16 protein-coding genes and 1 tRNA gene are annotated in these 19,487 nt (G+C 70.0%); 11 read left to right on the forward strand and 6 right to left on the reverse strand.

Annotated features, from left to right (window positions below; all coding sequences use genetic code 11):
* Positions 1-474: 474 nt before the first annotated feature.
* Positions 475-1,860: a glutathione-disulfide reductase gene (gene gor, locus V6M45_RS07560; RefSeq protein WP_332655167.1), complete on the reverse strand. Its 1,386-nt coding sequence runs from the start codon at positions 1,858-1,860 to the stop codon at positions 475-477.
* Between the two features lie 183 nt (positions 1,861-2,043).
* On the opposite strand from gor, the gene V6M45_RS07565 reads away from it, so the two are divergent.
* Positions 2,044-3,018 carry a hypothetical protein gene (locus V6M45_RS07565; RefSeq protein ID WP_332655168.1) on the forward strand — a complete coding sequence of 325 codons (975 nt, stop codon included), beginning with the start codon at positions 2,044-2,046 and terminating at the stop codon, positions 3,016-3,018.
* 18 nt (positions 3,019-3,036) lie between these two features.
* Here V6M45_RS07565 and rpiA read toward each other — a convergent pair whose 3' ends face one another.
* Both rpiA and glmU read right to left on the reverse strand, forming a co-directional pair.
* Positions 3,037-3,723 carry a ribose-5-phosphate isomerase RpiA gene (rpiA, locus tag V6M45_RS07570; RefSeq protein ID WP_332655170.1) on the reverse strand — a complete coding sequence of 229 codons (687 nt, stop codon included), beginning with the start codon at positions 3,721-3,723 and terminating at the stop codon, positions 3,037-3,039.
* Positions 3,720-5,066, reverse strand: coding sequence for a bifunctional UDP-N-acetylglucosamine diphosphorylase/glucosamine-1-phosphate N-acetyltransferase GlmU (gene glmU / locus V6M45_RS07575; RefSeq protein ID WP_332655171.1), 1,347 nt, complete (start codon positions 5,064-5,066; stop codon positions 3,720-3,722). The genes rpiA and glmU overlap by 4 nt, the downstream gene beginning before the upstream one ends.
* Before the next feature lie 65 nt (positions 5,067-5,131).
* On the opposite strand from glmU, the gene V6M45_RS07580 reads away from it, so the two are divergent.
* Together V6M45_RS07580 and V6M45_RS07585 are read left to right on the forward strand one after the other, a co-directional pair.
* Positions 5,132-5,818 carry an HAD-IA family hydrolase gene (locus tag V6M45_RS07580; RefSeq protein ID WP_332655173.1) on the forward strand — a complete coding sequence of 229 codons (687 nt, stop codon included), beginning with the start codon at positions 5,132-5,134 and terminating at the stop codon, positions 5,816-5,818.
* Positions 5,819-5,895: 77 nt separating this feature from the next.
* Positions 5,896-5,970 (forward strand) — tRNA-Val (locus tag V6M45_RS07585).
* Positions 5,971-5,983: 13 nt separating this feature from the next.
* On the opposite strand, the gene V6M45_RS07590 is transcribed toward V6M45_RS07585, so the two are convergent.
* Positions 5,984-7,954, reverse strand: a complete 1,971-nt coding sequence (locus V6M45_RS07590; protein WP_332655175.1) for a pre-peptidase C-terminal domain-containing protein — start codon at positions 7,952-7,954, stop codon at positions 5,984-5,986.
* A 174-nt stretch (positions 7,955-8,128) separates the two neighbouring features.
* Here V6M45_RS07590 and V6M45_RS07595 point away from each other — a divergent pair, with 174 nt between their 5' ends.
* Positions 8,129-10,267, forward strand: coding sequence for a DEAD/DEAH box helicase (locus V6M45_RS07595; RefSeq protein WP_332655177.1), 2,139 nt, complete (start codon positions 8,129-8,131; stop codon positions 10,265-10,267).
* A gap of 92 nt (positions 10,268-10,359) precedes the next feature.
* Complete coding sequence (locus tag V6M45_RS07600) at positions 10,360-11,442, forward strand: ABC transporter ATP-binding protein (RefSeq protein ID WP_332655179.1); 1,083 nt, start codon at positions 10,360-10,362, stop codon at positions 11,440-11,442.
* Positions 11,443-11,446: 4 nt separating this feature from the next.
* Here the strand turns inward: V6M45_RS07600 and V6M45_RS07605 are convergent, their stop codons facing one another.
* Positions 11,447-12,406, reverse strand: a complete 960-nt coding sequence (locus tag V6M45_RS07605) for a hypothetical protein (protein WP_332655181.1) — start codon at positions 12,404-12,406, stop codon at positions 11,447-11,449.
* A gap of 110 nt (positions 12,407-12,516) precedes the next feature.
* Between V6M45_RS07605 and alr the strand changes: the two genes are divergently transcribed.
* The 6 genes from alr (at position 12,517) to V6M45_RS07635 (ending at position 18,314) form a co-directional block, all read left to right on the forward strand.
* Positions 12,517-13,554, forward strand: a complete 1,038-nt coding sequence (gene alr, locus V6M45_RS07610; protein ID WP_332655183.1) for an alanine racemase — start codon at positions 12,517-12,519, stop codon at positions 13,552-13,554.
* 86 nt (positions 13,555-13,640) lie between these two features.
* Positions 13,641-15,005, forward strand: coding sequence for a DNA repair protein RadA (radA, locus tag V6M45_RS07615; RefSeq protein WP_332655185.1), 1,365 nt, complete (start codon positions 13,641-13,643; stop codon positions 15,003-15,005).
* Between the two features lie 29 nt (positions 15,006-15,034).
* The gene (locus V6M45_RS07620) at positions 15,035-15,628 is read left to right on the forward strand and encodes a CvpA family protein (RefSeq protein WP_332655187.1); all 594 of its coding nucleotides are present in this window, start codon (positions 15,035-15,037) and stop codon (positions 15,626-15,628) included.
* 30 nt (positions 15,629-15,658) lie between these two features.
* Entirely contained in the window at positions 15,659-17,164 is a 1,506-nt protein-coding gene (gene purF, locus V6M45_RS07625) for an amidophosphoribosyltransferase (RefSeq protein ID WP_332655188.1), read from the forward strand.
* 6 nt (positions 17,165-17,170) lie between these two features.
* On the forward strand, positions 17,171-17,515 hold the full coding sequence (locus V6M45_RS07630; protein ID WP_332655189.1) for a VOC family protein: 345 nt from the start codon (positions 17,171-17,173) through the stop codon (positions 17,513-17,515).
* A 46-nt stretch (positions 17,516-17,561) separates the two neighbouring features.
* Positions 17,562-18,314 (forward strand): SDR family NAD(P)-dependent oxidoreductase, encoded by a 753-nt coding sequence (locus V6M45_RS07635; protein ID WP_332655191.1) that lies wholly within the window; start codon positions 17,562-17,564, stop codon positions 18,312-18,314.
* A gap of 5 nt (positions 18,315-18,319) precedes the next feature.
* Here V6M45_RS07635 and der read toward each other — a convergent pair.
* A partial coding sequence (der, locus tag V6M45_RS07640; RefSeq protein WP_332655192.1) for a ribosome biogenesis GTPase Der occupies positions 18,320-19,487 on the reverse strand: 1,168 nt, incomplete at its 5' end.

The raw sequence follows: 19,487 nt of genomic DNA on the forward strand, positions 1-19,487 counted from the left end.
GCGGAGGCCATCCATCGACCTCCGCGAGGTCCCCCGGACTCTCCATCGCCCGGGCTTCATCGCTCGACCACAGCCCGCCGTCATCGAGAACGTGGATCCGACGCCCTCCCCGTCGACGGGATGAGAGGAGTCTAGACCGGGCCCGCCCTATGGCGGGTTCAGGACGCTGACGTGGAGGCGATGTCGTGGGGAAACAGCGGGTTGGCGGAAAACAATAGGACGGCGGCGCATGAACTTGCAGCGCAGCAATTGCCGCATTCGTCATCCTCCGGCGCTCCGCCGGAGCGACCGGGGGGACCCAGCGGCGCGCGATAGCGCGACCCTGTCGAGAGCGCCGCTGGTCAAAACGGCCAGCCTGAACAGATCGCCTTCGGCGCCGCTGGGTCCCCCGGTCTCGCTGCGCTCGCCGGAGGATGACGAAAGGAAGGCGGCGCCTCGCATCCGTCGTGTCCTTTGTGAAAGCGCCCGACGCCCCTACCCCGCGCTGGTGGTCGGGGACTGCTTTTCCTTCAGCGTCACCAGTTCCTCGGCCATGGTCGGGTGGACGGCGCAGGTGGCGTCCCACTGGGCCTTGGTCAGGCCGGCCTTCACGGCGATGGCGGCGAGCTGGATCATCTCCGGCGCCTCGGGGCCGACGATGTGGACGCCGACGACCTTCTGACTCTCGCCGTCGACGACCAGCTTCATCAGCACGCGCTCGTCCGAGCCGGTGAAGGCGTATTTCATCGGCCGGAAGCGGGTGACGTAGACGTCGACCTCGCCGGGGCAGGCATGGCGCGCCTCGCTCTCGGACAGGCCGACGACACCGACCGGCGGCTGGCTGAAGACGGCGGTGGCGACCGCTTCATAGTCGAAATGCTGCGGATTGTTGCGGTAGACGGTCTCGTGGAAGGCCACGGCCTCGCGGATCGCGACGGGGGTCAGGTTCATCCGGTCGGTGACGTCGCCGATGGCCCAGATGTTGTCGGCCGTGGTCTTCGACAGGGTATCGACCTTGACGGCCCCCGCGTCGTTCAGCTCGACCCCGGCGGCCTCCAGCCCAAGATCCCTGACATGCGGGACCCGGCCGGTGGCGAACATGACCACGTCAGTCTCGAGGCTCATGCCGTTCCCGAGGTGGTTGACGATGCCGGTTTCCGTCTTCTCCAGGCGCGTGTGCTGGCAGCCGAGGATGACCTTGATCCCCCGCTTCTCGATCTCGCCGGCGAGGTGGGCGCGGACATCGTCGTCGAAGCCGCGAAGGATATTGGGGCCGCGATAGATCAGGGTGGTCTCGACGCCGAGGCCGGCGAAGATGCCGGCGAACTCGACCGCGATATAGCCGCCGCCGGCGATCAGGATGCGCTTCGGCAGCTCCGGCAGGTGGAAGGCCTCTTCGGAGGTGATGGCGTGTTCGATGCCGGGCAGGTTTTCCGGCTTCCACGGGCGGCCGCCGGTGGCGATGAGGATTTTCTCCGCCGTGATGGTCTGGTCCTTGCCGACGATCTCGACGGTGTGGGCGTCCTTCAGGACCGCGCGGCCGTGGATCAGGTCGACGCCGGCCTTGCCGAGGTTGGCCGCGTAGATGCCGGACAGGCGGGCGATCTCGACGTCCTTGGCCTCGAGGAAGGTCGGCCAGTCGAACTTCGTCCCCTCGAACGACCAGCCGTAGCCTTCGGCGATCTCGAGGGCGTGGCTGACCTCGGAGGCCATGACCATGAATTTCTTGGGCACGCAGCCGCGCACGACGCAGGTGCCGCCGACGCGAAACTCCTCGGCGATGGCCACGCGCTTGCCGCCCAGGGCGGTCAGACGGGCCGCCCGGACGCCGCCGGACCCGGCGCCGATGACGAAGAGGTCGTAGTCGTAGTTTCCGGCCATGCGCTTTCCTTCGGGGTCGGGTTGTCCGAACGGCGACCAGATAGGCAGCTTCGGCGCCGAAATCACCCTCCCCCTCCCGCAAGGAGGCGGTCCACTACTTGCAGTTGCGGTCGGATTCCCGGCCGCGTTGACGATGGCGCGAAAACGGCGTTACCTCCGGCGAAACCCCACGGAGGATCTCCCATGCTCGGCTTGCTGATGACAGGCGCGTTGCTGGCCACGCCCCTTCAGGCGCAGGATCCGGCGCCGCAGGAGCCGGTGACCCTGGAAGATGTGACCGTGACCGGGCGGCCGCTGGACGCGATGATCCGCAACTTCGTTTCAGAGGTGGCCGAGCCGAACCACGGGCGCGGCCTCGCCCGCTGGGACGACCGCATCTGCGTCGGCGTGGCCAACCTTCGGTCCGAGACGGCGCAATACCTGGCGGACCGAATCTCGACGGTGGCCGAGGACGTCGGCCTGAACCCCGGCGCGCCGGGCTGCACCCCGACATTGCTGGTTGTGGCGACCGATGACGGCGAGGCGCTGGCCCGGTCCATGGTGGAGACGCGCCGTCGCGCCTTCCGGATGGGCGGCGCGGGCATGGATCGCGGCGGCGACGCACTGGCGGACTTCGTCGAGACCGACCGACCGGTGCGCTGGTGGCAGATGGCCATGCCCGTCGATTCCGAGACCGGCCAGCGGGCTACCCGCATTCCGGGGGACTGCGAGGGCATAGCGTGCAGCGCCGCCGAGGGGAACGTCATGGCGTACGCGCCGACGATCGAAGTCTTCGCCGCCTCCCGGCTGCGCACCCAGATCGTCGACCGCCTGACCCGCACGATCGTGATCGTGGACGTCGACGACGTCGCCCACCTGTCGATCCTGCAACTGGCCGACTACATCGCCATGGTGTCGTTGGCCCAGATCAACCCGGAGGCTGACACCAGCGGTTACGCCTCGGTCCTGAACGTCTTTGACAATCCTGCGTCGGCCGACGGGCTGATGGACTGGGACAAGGCCTATCTGGACGGTCTCTACGCCTCGGAAGGCAATGCGGTCAGCCGCGGGACCAACCGCCAGGAGATCGTCAGCGCGATCCATGACGCCCATGACGAACTTCGGGCCCGGGAACCGGCCGACGAGCCGTCGAACGGCGACGGCGGCGCCGGCCGCTAGGGCCCAGACGTCCGTCCGTCAGGGCGTCAGCCGCTCGACCCCGCCGTCCACGCCGATGATCGCCTCGTCCGCGAGGTCGAGGAACAGGCCGTGCTCGACCACGCCGGTGATCAGCTTGAGATCGTCGGCGAGGCGGGCCGGGTCGTGGATGGCGCCGCATTTCGCATCATAGATCAGATTGCCGCCGTCGGTGCGGACCAGACCCCGCTCGGCGGTCCGCACCCGGGCGGGCATGGCGATGTCGTGGTCGGCCAGGACATCGGCGATGCGGTTGGCCGTGGTCTTGTGGCCGAAGGCGACGACCTCGATCGGCAGGGCGAAGGCGCCGAGGGTCTTCACCACCTTGGCGGCGTCGGCGATGACGAGGCAGCGGGTCGAGGCCTCCCAGACCAGTTTCTCGCGCAGCAGGGCCGCGCCGCCGCCCTTGATCAGCGCCAGGCCCGGCCCGACCTCGTCGGCGCCGTCGACGGTCAGGTCGATGCGGGGGGAGTCCTCGAGGGTCGACAGCGGCAGGCCGAGCTCGCGCGCCAGTTCGGCGGTGGCCTCGGAGGTCGGGACGCAGCGCAGGTCGGGCAGGTTGCGGGCCGCCAGCGCCTTGACGAACCAGGCGGCGGTGGAGCCGGTGCCGAGGCCGACGACCATGCCCGCCTCGACGCGGAGGGCGGCGGCTTCGCCGGCGAGTCTCTTCTGGGTGTCCGCGCTCATTTCTTCGCCGCCTTTTTCGCCCGCATCGTGTCCATGAACCGCGCCGCCCAGCCGGTTTTCGCCGTCTGCTCCGTCCGGCCCAGCGCGAGATCGCCCGGCGCGACATCCCGGGTGATCACCGAGCCGGAGCCGACCATGGCCCCGGCGCCGATGGTCACCGGGGCGACCAGCGCGCTGTTCGAGCCGACGAAGGAGCCCTCGCCCACCGTCGTACGATGTTTGAAGAAGCCATCGTAATTGCAGAAGATTGTTCCGGCGCCGATGTTGGCCTTCGCCCCCACTTCGCCGTCGCCGAGATAGGCCAGGTGGTTGGCCTTGGCCCCCTTGCCCATGGTCACATTCTTGACCTCGACGAAGTTTCCGACCTTCGCGCCCTCGCCCAGATCAGCGCCGGGGCGCAGGCGGGCGTAGGGGCCCACCTCGGCGCCGGCGGCGACGGTCGCGCCCTCGATATGGCTGAAGGCGCGGATGCGGGCGCCGGAGGCAATCCGGGCGCCGGGGCCGAAGACGACATACGGTTCGATGGACGCACCGCCGCCGACCTGGGTGTCGAAGGCGAAATGGACAGTGTCGGGCGCGGGCATGGTGACGCCGGCGGCGAGGAAGGCCGCACGCCGGGCGCTCTGGAACAGGGCCTCGGCCCGGGCCAGCTCGGATTGCGAATTGACCCCCATGACGGCGTCCTCGGGGGCGAAGACGGCGCGGGTCGGGGCGCCGTGCTTCCGGGCCAGCTCGACCACATCGGTCAGATAGTATTCGCCCTTGGTGTTGTCGTTGCGGACCTCGCGCAGCAGGTCGAACAGCAGGCCGACCGGAGCAGCCATGACGCCGGAATTGCAGGCGGTCAGCGCCAGCACCTCGGGCGATGCCTCCTTCGCCTCGGTGATGGCGAGAAGCCGGTCGCCGTCCATGACGAGGCGGCCGTAGGCGCCGGGGTCGGCGGCCTCGAAGCCGATCACGGTGACGCCGTCGGGCGACGCAAACACCGGCTCGATGTCGGCCGCGGTCAGCAGAGGCACGTCGCCGTAGGTGATGACCACCTGGCCGACGAAGTCGCCCAGCACGGCCTCGGCGGCGCGGACGGCGTGGCCGGTGCCGAGCGGCGGGTCCTGCACCGCGACGGCGTCCTCGCCAAGGCGTTTGACGACATGGTCGCGGACCTCCGGCGAATGGGCCCCGACCACAACGACAATGCGCTCACAGCCCAGGGCCTCGGCGGCGTCGATGGCGTGGTCCAGCATGGCCCGGCCGGCGACCGGGTGCAGCACCTTGGGCAGCGGCGACTTCATCCGCGTGCCCTGGCCGGCGGCGAGGATGATGGCGGCGCGGGGATGGGTGGTCATGAATCGGTCCGGCGGTTAGTCGTCGGAGCGGTCTAGCCCATCGGGGCGGCCGGCGGGAGATGCGGATGCGCGACCTTGAGGGCTGGACCATCGCCTTCGACCTCGACGGGACGCTGGTGGAGACGGCGCCGGACCTGATCGGGACGCTGAACCGGATGCTGGGCGCGCGGAACATCCCGCGGATGCCGGTGGAGGCGGCGCAGCATCTGGTCGGACATGGGGCCCTGGCCCTGCTGCGACACGGCTTTCAGGAGGCGGGGGCGCCCTGGGACGAGGCCGGGGCCCCGGCCCTGCTGCAGGAATTCCTCGACGACTATCTGGCCAACATCGCCATCCACAGCCGGCCCTACGAGGGGGTGGTGGAGACGCTGGAGCGGTTGGCGGGGCGCGGAGCGATCCTGTGCGTGGCGACCAACAAGCGGACGGACCTGTCCGTGGCCCTGATCGGGGCGCTGGAGCTGGAGCGGCATTTCGCCGTCGTGTGCGGGCCGGACAAGGTGTCGGCGCGCAAGCCGGACGGGGCGCATATCCGCGAGGCGGTGGCGATGGCCGGAGGCGATCCCGCGCGGGCGATCATGGTCGGCGACGGGGCCCCGGACGTGCAGGCGGCGAAGAGCGCGGGCGTGCCCTGCGTGGTGGTGACCTTCGGCTATACGCCGATCGCCCCGGCCGAACTGGGCGGCGACGTGCTGATCGATCACTTCGACGCGCTGGAGGCCGCGATCGACGGCCTCGTCGCCGCCGGCATCTGACGGCTTGCCAGTCCGGGGCGACCGGGCTATGTCCCCGCCCTCCCCGTCCAGCAGGCTGGACCTGGGGCCCGATTGATGGATGCGTAGCTCAGCGGGAGAGCACCTCGTTCACACCGAGGGGGTCACAGGTTCAATCCCTGTCGCATCCACCATTTCCCTCTCCGATCACTGGCCGCCCGAGGCCGCCGCGGCCGGCAGGCGCACGATGACGTCGTCGACCTGGACGCCGCCGCGGTCGATGACGAGGTTCTGGTAGTTGCGCTGGCCGTCCTGGGTGGTGGCCTGGACGTCCTCGACCTCGACGCGGAACTGACGGCGGAGGTAGGTGGCCAGTTCACCGGCGGTGACGAGGCGATCGCCGTCGGCGTCGGCCTCGCCCGACATGCCGGCGCGCACGAAGTGGGACAGATAGCCGCCGGCCTCGAACTTGTCGGCCACGGCGCTGGTCAGGTCCTCCTCGGAGCTGAACACCCCCATCACGCCCGGCCGGTCGACGACGTTGCGGGCGAAGCCGCCGGAGAAGCAGGCGTCGACCACCAACAGGGCCAGCCGGGTGTCGAGCGTGGCGAACAGTCGGCCCAGTTCGGCGTCGGTCATGTCGCCGTCGGTGAGCACCAAGGTCTCGGCCTTGCCGTCGGGCTCGAGGCCGGTGACTTCGGTCGCCTCCTGGCTGCCGTGGCCCGAGAAGAAGAACAGGAACATGTCGTCCGGACCGGCCTCGGCGGCGACGCGCGCGAAAGCTGATCGGACGCCGTCGACCGTGGCCTCGGCGTTGGTCAGGACCACGCTCGCGTCGTTCAGCGATCCGTCGCGCTGGAGCACCTCGGCCAGTTTGCGGGCGTCCTCATCGGTGTACGCCAGATCGTCGGCGTCGCCTTCATAGTCGGAGACCCCCACCATCAGGGCGAACACCCGCGCGCCCCCGGCCACCACCGCCTGGCGGGGAGGCTCCCGGCCCGCCTCGACGCTGAAGCGGTAGGATCCCGTTTCGCCGGGACGGAAGGAGGTGACGCGGACCTGATAGTCACCGTCTTCGGGCAGGACCAGCTCCTGACGGCTGTCGGTGCCGTCAGCGCCATCGTCGTTGTCGAACTGCTCGCCGGAGGGCGTGATGACCATGGTGTAGGCGTCGAAGGCCGAGGACGTCAGGTCGACGGCGACGCGCTGGCCGCGGCGGCCCGCGAAACGGTAGGTGTCGACGTACTCGCCGGAGTTCAGGGTGTCGTCGCCCCCGGCCAAGGCGCCCGAGACGGCCTCGCCGATGGTCACGACGCCTCCCTCGGGCGAGCGCGTCGATGGGGCCTCCGACGGCGGCCGGGGCGCCGTGAGGCCGGCGCCCTCAAGCACCGCGAGGCGGTAGGCCCCGCTTTCCTTGGGCTCGTAACTGGTCGCGGAAATCCGGTAGTCGCCGTCCGCGGGCAGGGTGATCAAGAGACGGCTGTCCCGTGAATCGTCCACGCCGGCGTCGTCGTCGTTGTCGCTGGAGAAGTCGCCGGGCCCCCGGACCATCAGATACGGATCGAAGTCGGAGGAGGTCAGGCGGATGTCGAGCTGCTGCCCGCGACGCCCGCGCAGGGTCCAGGTGTCGATGAACTCGCCGGTGTCGAGCTGTTCGTCGCCGCCGGCCAGACTGCCGCTGACGGTCCGGCCGACGGTGATCGCGCCCGAGGTTTCGCCAGCCTCCGGCCGCGTCGATCCGGCGCCGGCGGCGGCGAGCGTCAGCCGGTAGGCGCCGGTTTCGCCCGGCTCGTAGCTGGTGGCGCCGATCTCGACCTCGCCCGCGGCAGGCGCGGTGAAGCGGATGCGGCTGTCGCGCGAGCCGCGCGCGGACGGATCGTCGTCATTGTCCTCGCTCAGGCCGCCGGGGCCGCGAACAAGCAGATAGGGGTCGAACGCCGAGGCCGAGAGCGTGACTTCGTACGTCTCGCCCGCCCGGACCTGGAAGGTCCAGGCATCGGAGTATTCTCCGCTGTCGAGGGTGTCGTCGCCGCGCCGCAGCTCGCCCTGCACGGTCTGGCCGGGCCGGATCGTTCGCGCGCCGTCCTGGACGGACGTGGCCAGGCCCGTCGGAAAGGCCGCGACCGGCTGGACCAGAACCGTCAGCGCCGTGGTGGCGGCAAGCAGTGTCTTGAACATGGAATCCCCCTCGTGTCGGAAAACTTTACCGAACAGGGGTCGTTTGTCACGGCCGCGGGTCGCTTCGTCAGGAATGGAAGGGCCGCGCTTCCGCCTTGATTCCGGCCCATACCGCCGCCCCTTCGCCGCCCAGCCGGCTGGCGCGCGCCGCCCTGGCGCCTTACGGACCTCTGCATGCCTTTCCCCGCCAGTCATCCCGCGCTCGACCGCGCGCTTTCCGATCGCGGCTATGCCGAGCCCACGCCCGTCCAGGCCGCCGTGCTGGACGCCGAACAGGGACGCGACCTGCTGGTCTCCGCCCAGACCGGCTCCGGCAAGACCGTGGCCTTCGGCCTGGCCCTGGCCCCGACCCTGCTGGGCGAGGCCGAAAAGTTCGCCGAGTTCGGCGCGCCCGTCGCCCTCGTCATCGCCCCGACCCGCGAATTGGCGCTGCAGGTCTCGAACGAACTGCAGTGGCTGTACGCCCAGACCGGCGCCCGAATCGTCTCCTGCGTCGGCGGCATGGACCCGAAGGTCGAGCGGCAGGCCCTGAACCGCGGCTGCCACATCGTGGTCGGCACCCCGGGCCGCCTGCGCGACCACGTCGAGCGCGGCTCTCTCGACCTGTCGACGCTGCAGGCCGTCGTGCTGGATGAAGCCGACGAGATGCTGGACATGGGCTTCCAGGAAGACCTGACCTTCATCCTCGACGCCGCCCCGGCCGAGCGCCGCACCCTGCTGTTCTCGGCGACGCTGGCGCGCGACATCGTGCAGCTGGCGAAAACCTATCAGAAGGACGCGCTGCGGATCGATACGGTCGCCGGCAACGCCTCGCACGCCGACATCGAGTACAAGGCCATCCGCGTGGCGCCGAACGAGGTCGAGCTCGCGGTCGTCAACGTGCTGCGATACTTCGAAGCCCCCGGGGCGCTGGTGTTCGCCAACACGCGGGAACGGGTCAAGCATCTGACGGCCTCGTTGCGCGAACGCGGCTTCTCGGTCGTCGGCCTGTCAGGCGAGCTGACCCAGGGCCAGCGGTCGGAGGCGCTGCAGGCCCTGCGCGACGGCCATGCGCGGGTCTGCGTCGCCACCGACGTGGCGGCCCGGGGTCTCGACCTGCCCGATCTGGGTCTGGTCATCCACGCCGAAATCCCGGTCAACAAGGCCGGGCTGCTGCACCGTTCGGGCCGCACCGGCCGGGCCGGCAAGAAGGGCGTCTCGGTCCTGCTGGTCAGCTATACGCGCCGCCGCAAGGTCGAGCTGATGCTGCAGTCGGCCTCGATCAAGGCCGAGTGGTCGGGCCCGCCCTCGGCCGAGATGATCCTCGAGAACGACCGCAAGCGGATGCTGGCGGACCCCGTGCTGACCGCCCCGGTCGAGGACGAGGACACGCTGGCTCTCGGCAGGCAGCTGCTGGAGAAGAGCTCGCCCGAGCAGGTCGCGGCCGCCCTGATCCGCCTGTACCAGCAGAAGCTGCCGGCGCCGGAAGACGTCTATGACGACGACCGGATGAAGCGCCAGCAGGAGAGCGGCAAGAACGACAAGGGCCAGCCGGACGTGCCCTATACGGACTTCGCCCGCGGCGGCGACATGGCGTGGTTCCGCATCAACATCGGTCGCGACAAGAACGCCGATCCGAAATGGCTGATGCCGACCATCTGCCGTCTCGGCCACGTCACCAAACGCGACATCGGCGCGATCAAGATATTCGAGCGCGAGACCAAGTTCGAAATCACCCAGGAGATGAAGGCCAAATTCGAGGCCGCCATCGCCCAGGGACTGGAAGACGGCGTCAAGATCGATCCGGCGGTCAAGCCGGGACCTTCGGAGAAGCCGGTCAGCCGCTGGGACAAGAAGCCCGGCGCGGGCGGCGACCGACCGGAGAAGAAACCGTGGAAGGCCCGCGAGGACGGCGACAAGCCGGCCTGGAAGCCGCGCGAGGATCGCCCCGAGGGCGCGAAGAAGCCGTGGGTGAAGCGCGAGGACGGCGACAAGCCGGCCTGGAAGGCCCGCGAGGATCGTCCGCAGGGCGAGAAGAAGCCGTGGGTGAAGCGCGACGACGCCCCGGCTCCGGCCGCCGAGAGCAAGAAGCCCTGGGTCAAGCGCACGCCGGCCGACCCGACCCCGCCGGGCAAGAAGCCGTGGGTCAAGAAGCCGGCGGCCGAGGGCAAGACGCCCTGGACCCCGCGCTCAGACGCCGAGGCGGCTCCGGCCGCGGCGGGCGACAAGCCGTGGAAGGGCAAACCCAAGGGCGGCGACCGTCCCTGGGCCCCGAAGGACGCGCGCGGCAAGCCGCCGGCGAAGAAGCCTTACAAGGCCAAGACGCCCCGGTAGCCCGCCCCCTCGCCTCGCCCCGCCTGAGGATTGCGCCTGACCTGTAACCGTTTACGGTGGTCGCAAGACAAGAAGTTGCGGGCAGGGAATCGATGGCGGACGTCCGGCTGACCGGCGTGACCAAACGCTTCGGCGCGACCGAGGTGCTCAAGGGCATAGACCTGGAGGTCGCGGACGGCGAGTTCGTGGTCTTCGTCGGACCCTCCGGCTGCGGCAAGTCCACCCTGTTGCGCACCATCGCCGGGCTGGAAGAGGCTGACAGCGGCGAAATCGCCATCGGCGGCCGGGCGGTCGACGACCTGTCGCCTTCCGACAGGGGCATCGCCATGGTGTTCCAGTCCTACGCGCTGTACCCGCACATGAATGTCTATGAAAACATGGCGTTCGGGCTGAAACTTGCCAGAATGGACAAGGCGGAGATCGACCGGCGCGTGCGCGGTGCGGCCGAGACGCTGAACATCACCGACTATCTGGACCGCAAGCCCAAGGCCCTGTCCGGCGGCCAGAGGCAGCGCGTCGCCATCGGCCGGGCGATCGTGCGCGAGCCGCAGGTCTTCCTGTTCGACGAGCCGCTGTCGAACCTCGATGCGGCCCTGCGCGTGCGGATGCGATACGAGTTCGCCAGCCTGCACGAACGGCTGAAGACGACCATGATCTACGTCACCCACGACCAGCTGGAGGCCATGACCCTGGCCGACCGGATCGTGGTGCTGAACGGCGGCGTGATCGAGCAGGTCGGCGCGCCGATGGAGCTGTACGAGCGGCCCCGCAACCTGTTCGTGGCCGAGTTCATCGGCAGTCCGAAGATGAACCTGCTGCCCGCGGAAGTCGTGACGGCCTCGGCCCGGGGCGCGACGGTGCGCACCGCCGCCGGAGAAAGCATCAGGGTCGGGGTCGACGCCTCCCGCGCCGCGCCGGGAGACGCCGTGACCCTCGGGGTGAGGCCCGAACATCTGACCCTGTCCGGCCCGGAGGATGCAGTCGCCGCCGCCGTGACGTTCGTGGAGACGCTGGGCCACGCCACCTACGCCTATCTGACCGCCGGGCAGACGCCGGTGACGGTGCTGTTGCCGGGGGACGCGAGGCCAGCCGTCGGCGCGGCGGTGCAACTCCACATTCCCGCGGGCCAGGCGCATCTGTTCGACGCCGGCGGCGAGGCGTTCGCACGCCTGTAGACGCTCAGGAGTCTTCGTCGGTCAGTCTGCAGCCGCCGGCGATGCCGGTCGCCTCGGCGCAGGGCCAAACCTGGTCGAAGCGGCCTTCCGGCGTCAGGCGCAGCACCAGCCCGGCGCCGGGGCCGCAGCTGAGTTCATAGTAGCGGGCGCCGTCAGCCACGCCGATCACCCGCGCGCGATCGGCGGTGCAGGTCGGGCCGCCCGCGGGCAGCCAGGCCGCGACGGTCGCCGCCTGTTCCTGGGCGGTGGTGAACCGGCAGGCGTCTCCCATCGCGGCGAGATCCAGACAGGCGAAGGTTTCCGTGACCTCGGTCCGGTTGATCGGGGTCTGCAGCCACAGGCCATCGCGACCTTCGCAGCCGACTTCGTAACGGTCCTGGTCCACTCCGACCCGGCCGATCCACGCGGCCTGATCGACCACGCAGCCCGGATCGATCCGGGTCGCCAGAGGGCGCAGCGAGGCCGCCGCGTCCCTGTTCTGATCCAGCAGACACAGGGAGGTCACAGGGCGGGTCGGGTCGGCGCTTCTCAGCACCTCCTCCGTCGCGGCGAGGTGGAGGCAGTTCAGGATGGCCGGCCTGTCGATCGCCACCACCAGATAGCCGGGCCCCTCCCGGCAGGCGACCTCGTAGATGTCCTTGCGCTGCCGGGTCTCCCCGGGATTGTGGGCCGCAACGATCTCGCAGGGGACGCCCGCAGCGGCGAAGATTTCGGCCGTGCGCTCGCGGACAAGGCGCTCGGGGGTCGCGCGCCGGCTGCCCTGCGGCCAGTTGCGAAGCTCCGCAGCTTGCAGATACGGGCCGATCGGACCGAGGTGATCGCCGTCATGATGCCCGTCCGAAAGCTCCGTCCCGCCCCACGCATTGGCTCCGGCGGGCTCGTCCTGGGCAAGCGCCGCTCCGCTGAGGGCGAAGCTGATCAGGATCATCAGAGGGATTGAGCGAAACATTCGGACGGGGGACATGGCCGCCTCCTCGCGTAACGGCGACATTTTCCGCCGATCGCCCCGTCCCGTCAACGGAAAGGGGGGCGCGGCCGTGTTGCATCGCACAACGACGTGGCTCTAGATGGGGCATGAACGCCCCGGCCTCGCTGACCGTCGATCTGCAGGCGCTCGCCGCCAACTACCGCACGCTGGAAGCCGTGGGGGGGGCGCCCGTGCATCCGGTGGTCAAGGCCGACGCCTATGGCCTGGGCGCCGCGGCCTGCGCTGAACGGCTGATGCGGGAGGGGGCGCGGACCTTCTTTGTCGCCCGCACCAGCGAGGGTGAGCGGCTGCGCGATGCGCTGGGGACAGCGCCGGCGATCTATATTCTGGACGGATGCCTGAGCGGCCGCGCCGCACGGCTGCGCGCCGCCGATCTGAGACCGGTCCTGAACACCGACGCACAGATGCGCGAATGGCTCAGCGCGGGCGGCGGGGCCTGCGGACTGCAGATCGACACCGGCATGAACCGTCTGGGCTTCCGTCCCGAGGCGGCCCCGGCGCCGTTCGAGGGACTGGATCTGGTGCTGAGCCACCTCGCCTGCGCCGATGATCCGGCCGAGCCGATGAACGCCCGGCAGAGGGACGCCTTCGCCGCGGCGGCGGCGCGCTATCCGGGCGCGATCCGGTCGTTCGCGAACTCGGGCGGGGTCTTCCTCGGGAACGACTACGGCTTCGACGCCACGCGGCCGGGGATCTGCCTGTACGGGGGCGGGCCGGAGGGTCGGCCGGACGCGCGGATCCGGCCCGTGGCGACGCTGTCGGCGGAGGTGCTGCAGGTGCGCGAGGTGCCGGCGGGCGAGAGCGTGGGCTATTCGCGCGGCTTCGTCGCCGGGACGCCGCGCCGGATCGCCACCGTCGCGGCCGGATACGCCGACGGGGTGCTGCGCAGCTACAGCCCGCGAGGCCAGGCGTGGGTCGCGGGCGACACCCGGCCGATCGTCGGGCGGGTGTCGATGGACGTCTGCGCAGTGGACGTGACCGGGCTGGAGATCGCGGTCGGCGACGCCGCCGAGCTGTTCGGACCGAACCGCCCGCTGGACGAGGCCGCCGCCGCTGCGGGGACGGTGGCGTGGGAGCTGCTGACCTCGGTCGGGCCCCGGGTGCAGAGGCGCTACGTCGGTTGAGCCGGGGCGCCCCCCTGCGTCATTATCGGTCGTAGGGCCTTCGCAGCCCCCTGCCCCGCCCGCGCCGACTCCTGTAAGCCGGTCGCATGGCTCGAGACGGCGCGATCTATGTTTGTCAGTCCTGCGGGGCGGTCCACGGCAAGTGGTCCGGCCAGTGCGGGGCGTGCGGTCAGTGGAACTCGATCGTCGAGGAGAGCCGCTCGGCCCCGCCCGGAGCGCTGAAGCCCGCCTCGAACAGCCGCACGCGCGGGGTTCAGTTCGAGACCCTGCAGTCCGACACGCCCGAGCCGCCGCGCATCGTCACAGGCGTGACCGAGTTCGACCGGGTCTGCGGCGGCGGGGTGGTGCCGGGCTCGGCGATCCTGCTGAGCGGCGATCCGGGGGTCGGCAAATCGACCCTGCTGCTGGACGTGGCCGGGCGGGCGGCGCTGTCGGGACGGCGGGTGGCCTATATCTCGGGCGAGGAGGCGGTCGAGCAGATCCGGGCGCGGGCGAAGCGGATGGGGCTGGAGAAGGCGCCGGTCGAGCTGGCCTCGGCCACGGCGCTGAGGGAGATCCTCGGCACGTTGAAGCGCGAGAAGTTCGACATCGTCATCGTGGATTCGATCCAGACGCTGTGGAGCGACGCCCATGAGGCCGGGCCCGGCTCGGTCACCCAGGTGCGGGCCTGCGCCGGGGAGATGGTGCGGCTGGCCAAGTCGCAGGGGGTGGCGGTGGTGCTGGTCGGCCATGTGACCAAGGACGGTCAGGTGGCGGGACCGCGCGTGGTCGAGCACATGGTCGACGCGGTGCTGAGCTTCGAGGGCGAGCGCGGCTATCCGTTCCGCATCCTGAGGGCGGGCAAGAACCGCTTCGGCGCCACCGACGAGATCGGGGTGTTCGAGATGGGCGACGCCGGCCTGCGCGAGGTGGCCAATCCGTCTGCCCTGTTTCTCGGCGAGGGCAAGGACCGGGCCCCGGGCGCGGCGGTGTTCGCCGGCATCGAGGGGTCGCGGCCCGTGCTGGTCGAGGTGCAGGCGCTGGTGTCGAAATCGGCCTATGGCACGCCGCGCCGGGCCGTGGTGGGCTGGGACACCGGCCGTCTGGCCATGGTGCTGGCGGTGCTGGAGGCGCGTTGCGGCTTCGGTTTCGGCGATCAGGACGTCTATCTGAATGTGGCCGGGGGGCTGCGCATCAATGAACCGGCCGCCGACCTGGCGGCGGCGGCGGCGCTGGTCAGTTCGGCGACAGACATGCCGCTGCCGCAGGGCTGCGTGGTGTTCGGCGAGATCAGCCTGTCCGGGGAGATCCGCGCCGTCGGGCGGGCCGAGGCGCGGCTGAGGGAGGCGCAGAAGCTGGGCTTCGACCAGGCGCTGTCGCCGCCGCTGACGGTCAAGGACAAGGGGGTGAGGGTGACCTCCGTGAACCGGCTGACCGAAGCGGTCGAACGAATCTCGCAAAACCGCTACTGAAGACGCATCCCTTCCTTGCCCGAGCGCCCATGACCGGCTTCGACGTCATCGCCATACTGGTCATCCTGGCCTCGGCCGCCGCGGGCTGGGTCCGGGGCGGCACGCGCGAAGTGATCACCCTGCTGAGCTTTGTGCTGGCGGCGTTTCTGGCGCTGGTGGCCCTGCCCGTCACCGCCCCGATCGGACGCGGCCTGATGGATCCGGAATGGGCGGGGACCATACTGGCGGCCGTGGCGTCGTTCCTGCTGATCTATTTCGGCATTCGCATCTTCGGCTCGATCCTGTCGAAGCGGGCCCAGGCCCATCCGCAGCTGGGCGGGATCGACCGCGGCGTCGGCGTCTTCGTCGGCGCGGGACGGGCGCTGGTGCTGCTGGGAGCCATTCATCTGGTCATCGTCGCCGCCCTGCCGGGGGAAAAGACCCCGCGCTGGCTCAGCGAGGCCGCGCTGAGGCCGGTGACGGCGGGCGCGGCGCGGGCCATCCAGATCGTGCTGCCGGGCATAGGCCGTGGGGCCGATGCGCTGACGCCGGTGGTCAGTTCGTCCGTGAGCAGAGGCTTTAAGGACGATGACGCCTTGCCCCCGACAGATTCCGGGCCTACCTCCCCGCGCACCGCCCCCTAGTCGCGTAACCCGGTCATCGGAGCCCCGACGATGCGCCATCTCATCGCCGACCCCGTCGTTCATCGCGAGCATTGGCGCGACGCCGATGACGATCGCCCGCGCCTCGAGTGCGGCGTCTGCGGCGTCTGGGGCGCGGAGCCCAATGCGGCCTCGGCCATCGTCGCCCTGGGCCTGCACGCCCTGCAGCATCGCGGTCAGGAAGCCTGCGGCATCGCCAGCGTGCATGAGACCCGCTTCCACACCGAGCGCCACATGGGACTGGTCGGCGAGGCCTTCGGCGGTTCGGACCTGTCGGACCGGCTGCCGGGCTCGGCGGCCGTGGGCCACACCCGCTATTCCACCGCGGGCGGCAGTTTCCTGCGCAACATCCAGCCGATGTTCGCCGACCTCGACCAGGGCGGCATCGCCATCGCCCACAACGGCAACCTGACCAACTTCCTCTACCTGCGGAACCAGCTGGTCGGCGAAGGGGCCATCTTCCAGTCGACCTCGGACTCGGAGGTCATCCTTCACCTGATCGCCCGCAGCCGGAAGGCCAAGATCGTCGACCGCTTCATCGACGCGGTCGGGCGGATCGAGGGCGGCTACGCCCTCGTCTGCGCCACCCGTTCCAAGCTGATCGGCGCGCGCGACCCGCTGGGCATCCGGCCGCTGGTGCTGGGACGGCTGGGCGACGCCTGGGTGCTGGCGTCCGAGACCTGCGCCCTGGACACGATCGGCGCGACCTTCGAGCGCGACGTCGAGCACGGCGAGGTCGTGGTCATCGACCACGAGGGGCTAAAGTCGCTGAAGCCCTTCCCGACCCGCGCCGCCCGACCCTGCCTGTTCGAGTACGTCTATTTCTCGCGCCCCGACTCCGTCGTGAACGGCAAGTCCGTCTATGAGGTGCGCAAGCGCATGGGCCGTGGCCTGGCGCGCGAGCACGCGGTCGAGGCCGATGTGGTCGTGCCGGTGCCCGACTCGGGCGTGCCGGCGGCGCTGGGCTACGCCCAGGAGAGCGGCATCCCCTACGAGATGGGGATCATCCGCAGCCACTATCTGGGCCGCACCTTCATCCAGCCGAGCCAGGGCGCGCGGCAGAAGGGCGTGCGCATGAAGCACAGCCCGAACCGGTCGGTGATCGAGGGCAAGCGGGTGGTGCTGATCGACGATTCGATCGTGCGCGGCACGACGTCCGTAAAACTGGTCCGCGCCGTCCGGGCCGCGGGCGCGACGGAGGTCCACCTGCGCTCGGCCAGCCCGCCGATCCTGTGGCCCGACTTCTACGGCATCGACATGCCCGAGCGCGACCAGCTGATCGCCGCCAACAAGACGCTGGAAGAGATGCGGGCCCACCTCGAGGTCGATTCGCTGGGGTTCCTGTCGGTGGACGGCCTGTACGACGCCATGGAGGCCGGACCGCGCGACCCACGCAATCCGCAGTTCACGGACCACTACTTCACCGGCGAATACCCGACCCGCCTGCTGGATCGCGAGATCGAGGAAGGCGGACGCGAGGTCGCGGCGCGGCAACTTTCGCTGCTGGTGAGCGCTTAGGATCGCATGATCCAGCTCGGCTACTTCACCATCGACACCCAGGACCTCGACAAGGCGCGGGCCTTCTATTCCGCCCTGTTCGGATGGACCTTCGACGAGGCCCAGTCGCACCCGACCTACGCCCACGTCGCCGGCGGCCGGCCGTCCTTCGGCTTCGTCAAGGTCGAGCGGCCAAAGAACAACGAGCACCTGTATTTCCGAGTCGATGACGTCGACGCCCTGTGCGAGCGCGTGACCGAACTGGGCGGAAAGGCCGCCGTGCCCTCGGACAGCCAGTCGGGGCGGACGGCCGTGGTCCAGGACGACCAGGGCGTCAGCTTCAGCCTGTGGCAACCCGCGCCGGGCTTCTGATCCGGTTTCGCTTTCGGCGAACCGACCGGCGCGCTATCAGGCCGCCATGTCAGACCTTCCCCTTAAAGACCGCATCGCCCTCGTCGTCGGCGCCTCGCGCGGCATCGGCTACGAGAGCGCCCTGGCGCTGGCCAAGGCCGGGGCCCACGTCATCGCCACGGCCCGCACCCAGGGCGGGCTGGAGGAGCTGGACGACGCCATCTTCGCCGCGACCGGCCAGCACGCCACCCTGATCCCGTTCGACCTCGTCGACGGCGGGGCCATCGACCGGCTGGGCGGGGCCCTGTTCGAGCGCTTCGGGCGGCTAGACATCTGGGTGCAGGCGGCGGCGACCATGGGCGCCGAGGGCCTGACGCCGGTCAGCCACGCCGACCCGCGCGGCTTCGCCAAGGTCGAAAAGACCAATTTCACCGCCGTCTACCGGCTGATCCGCTCGCTGGAGCCGCTGCTGAAGGCGTCCAACGCCGCGCGGGTGATCCATGTAACCACCAGCGTCGCCAGCGCGCCCCGGGCCTTCTGGGGCGCCTATGCCGCGACCAAGGCGGGGGCCGAGGCGCTGATGAAATGCTGGGCCGACGAGATCGAGTCGATGCCGATCCGGGTCTCGATCGTCGATCCGGGCCGGATGCGGACGCAGCTGCGGGCCCAGGCCTATCCGGGGGAGGATCCGGAGACGGTGGTGCATCCGTCGGCGATCGGGCCGCTGGTGGTCGAGCTGGCGCGCGGGGACATCGAGCCCCCGCTGGAAGTGAAGTTCAAGGAATGGAGCCAGGGGCCGGGCGTGGCGGCGCTGATCTAGGCGCCCTACTTCTTCGGCACGTGCTTCTGGCCGGTCCGCACGCGGCCCGACCGCGATACCTGCCTCGCCCCTCCCCGCGCGCCCTTCTGGACGGCGACGGACGAGCCGGCCTTCTTGTTGGCGCTCGACTTGAGGCCGGCCAGCGGCTTGGTCTTGCCCTTGCCGGTCTTCTTCTGCTCCAGCGCCTTGCCGGGCAGGTTGGACAGGCGGTCGGCCTTTTCGGCCTTCTTGAGCACGCGGCGCGGGGCGGTCTTGGCGTCGCCCTTGTAGCGTTCGGGACCCGATTTGGAGCCGCCCGGCGCATAGGGGTTCTCGCTGCCCGATTTGACGATCAGGCGGATCGGCGTGCCCGGCAGGTCGAAGGATTCGCGCAGGTTGTTGACCAGATAGCGCTTGTACTGCTCGGGCATGGCCTCGGCGCGGCTGGCCATCAGCACGAAGGTCGGCGGGCGGGCCTTGGTCTGGGCCATGTATTTGGGCTTGATCCGCTTGCCGTCGACGGCGGGGGGCGGATGCCTCTGGGTGGCGAGGGCCAGCCAGGTGTTGAGGTCCTTGGTCTTGACCTTGACCGACCAGGTGGCGTGGGCCTGAAGCACGGCCGGCATCAGCCGCTCGACGCCGCGGCCGCTGTGCGACGACAGGGCGACGAAGGGCGAGCCCTTCAGCTGGGGCAGCTTGTCTTCCGCCATCTGCTGGAGTTTGGCGAGGCGGGCCTGGGGCTCGGTCTCGAGGTCCCATTTGGCGGCGACATAGACGAGCGCCCGGCCCTCGCGCTCGACCAGATCGGCCAGCTGCAGGTCCTGGGTGTCGAAGGCGTCGTCCTTGTCCATGACCAGCACGACCACCTCGGCGAAGGTGATGGCGCGGATGGTGTCGGCGACCGACAGCTTCTCCAGCTTCTCCTGCACCCGGGCCTTGCGGCGCATGCCGGCGGTGTCGACGAGGCGGATGTTGTGGCCTTCGTATTCCCAGTCGACCGAGATGGAGTCGCGGGTGATGCCGGCCTCGGGGCCGGTCAGCATGCGGTCTTCGCCGATCAGGCGGTTGATCAGGGTCGACTTGCCGGCGTTGGGACGGCCGATGATGGCGATGCGGATCGGCTTGTCGGGCTCGTCGACCTCTTCGATGAAGATGTCGGCGCTGGCGGCGACGATGGCGGCGTACAGGTCGGCC

Origin of the sequence: Brevundimonas sp. (assembly GCF_036676055.1) — a bacterium.
Classification (GTDB): domain Bacteria; phylum Pseudomonadota; class Alphaproteobacteria; order Caulobacterales; family Caulobacteraceae; genus Brevundimonas.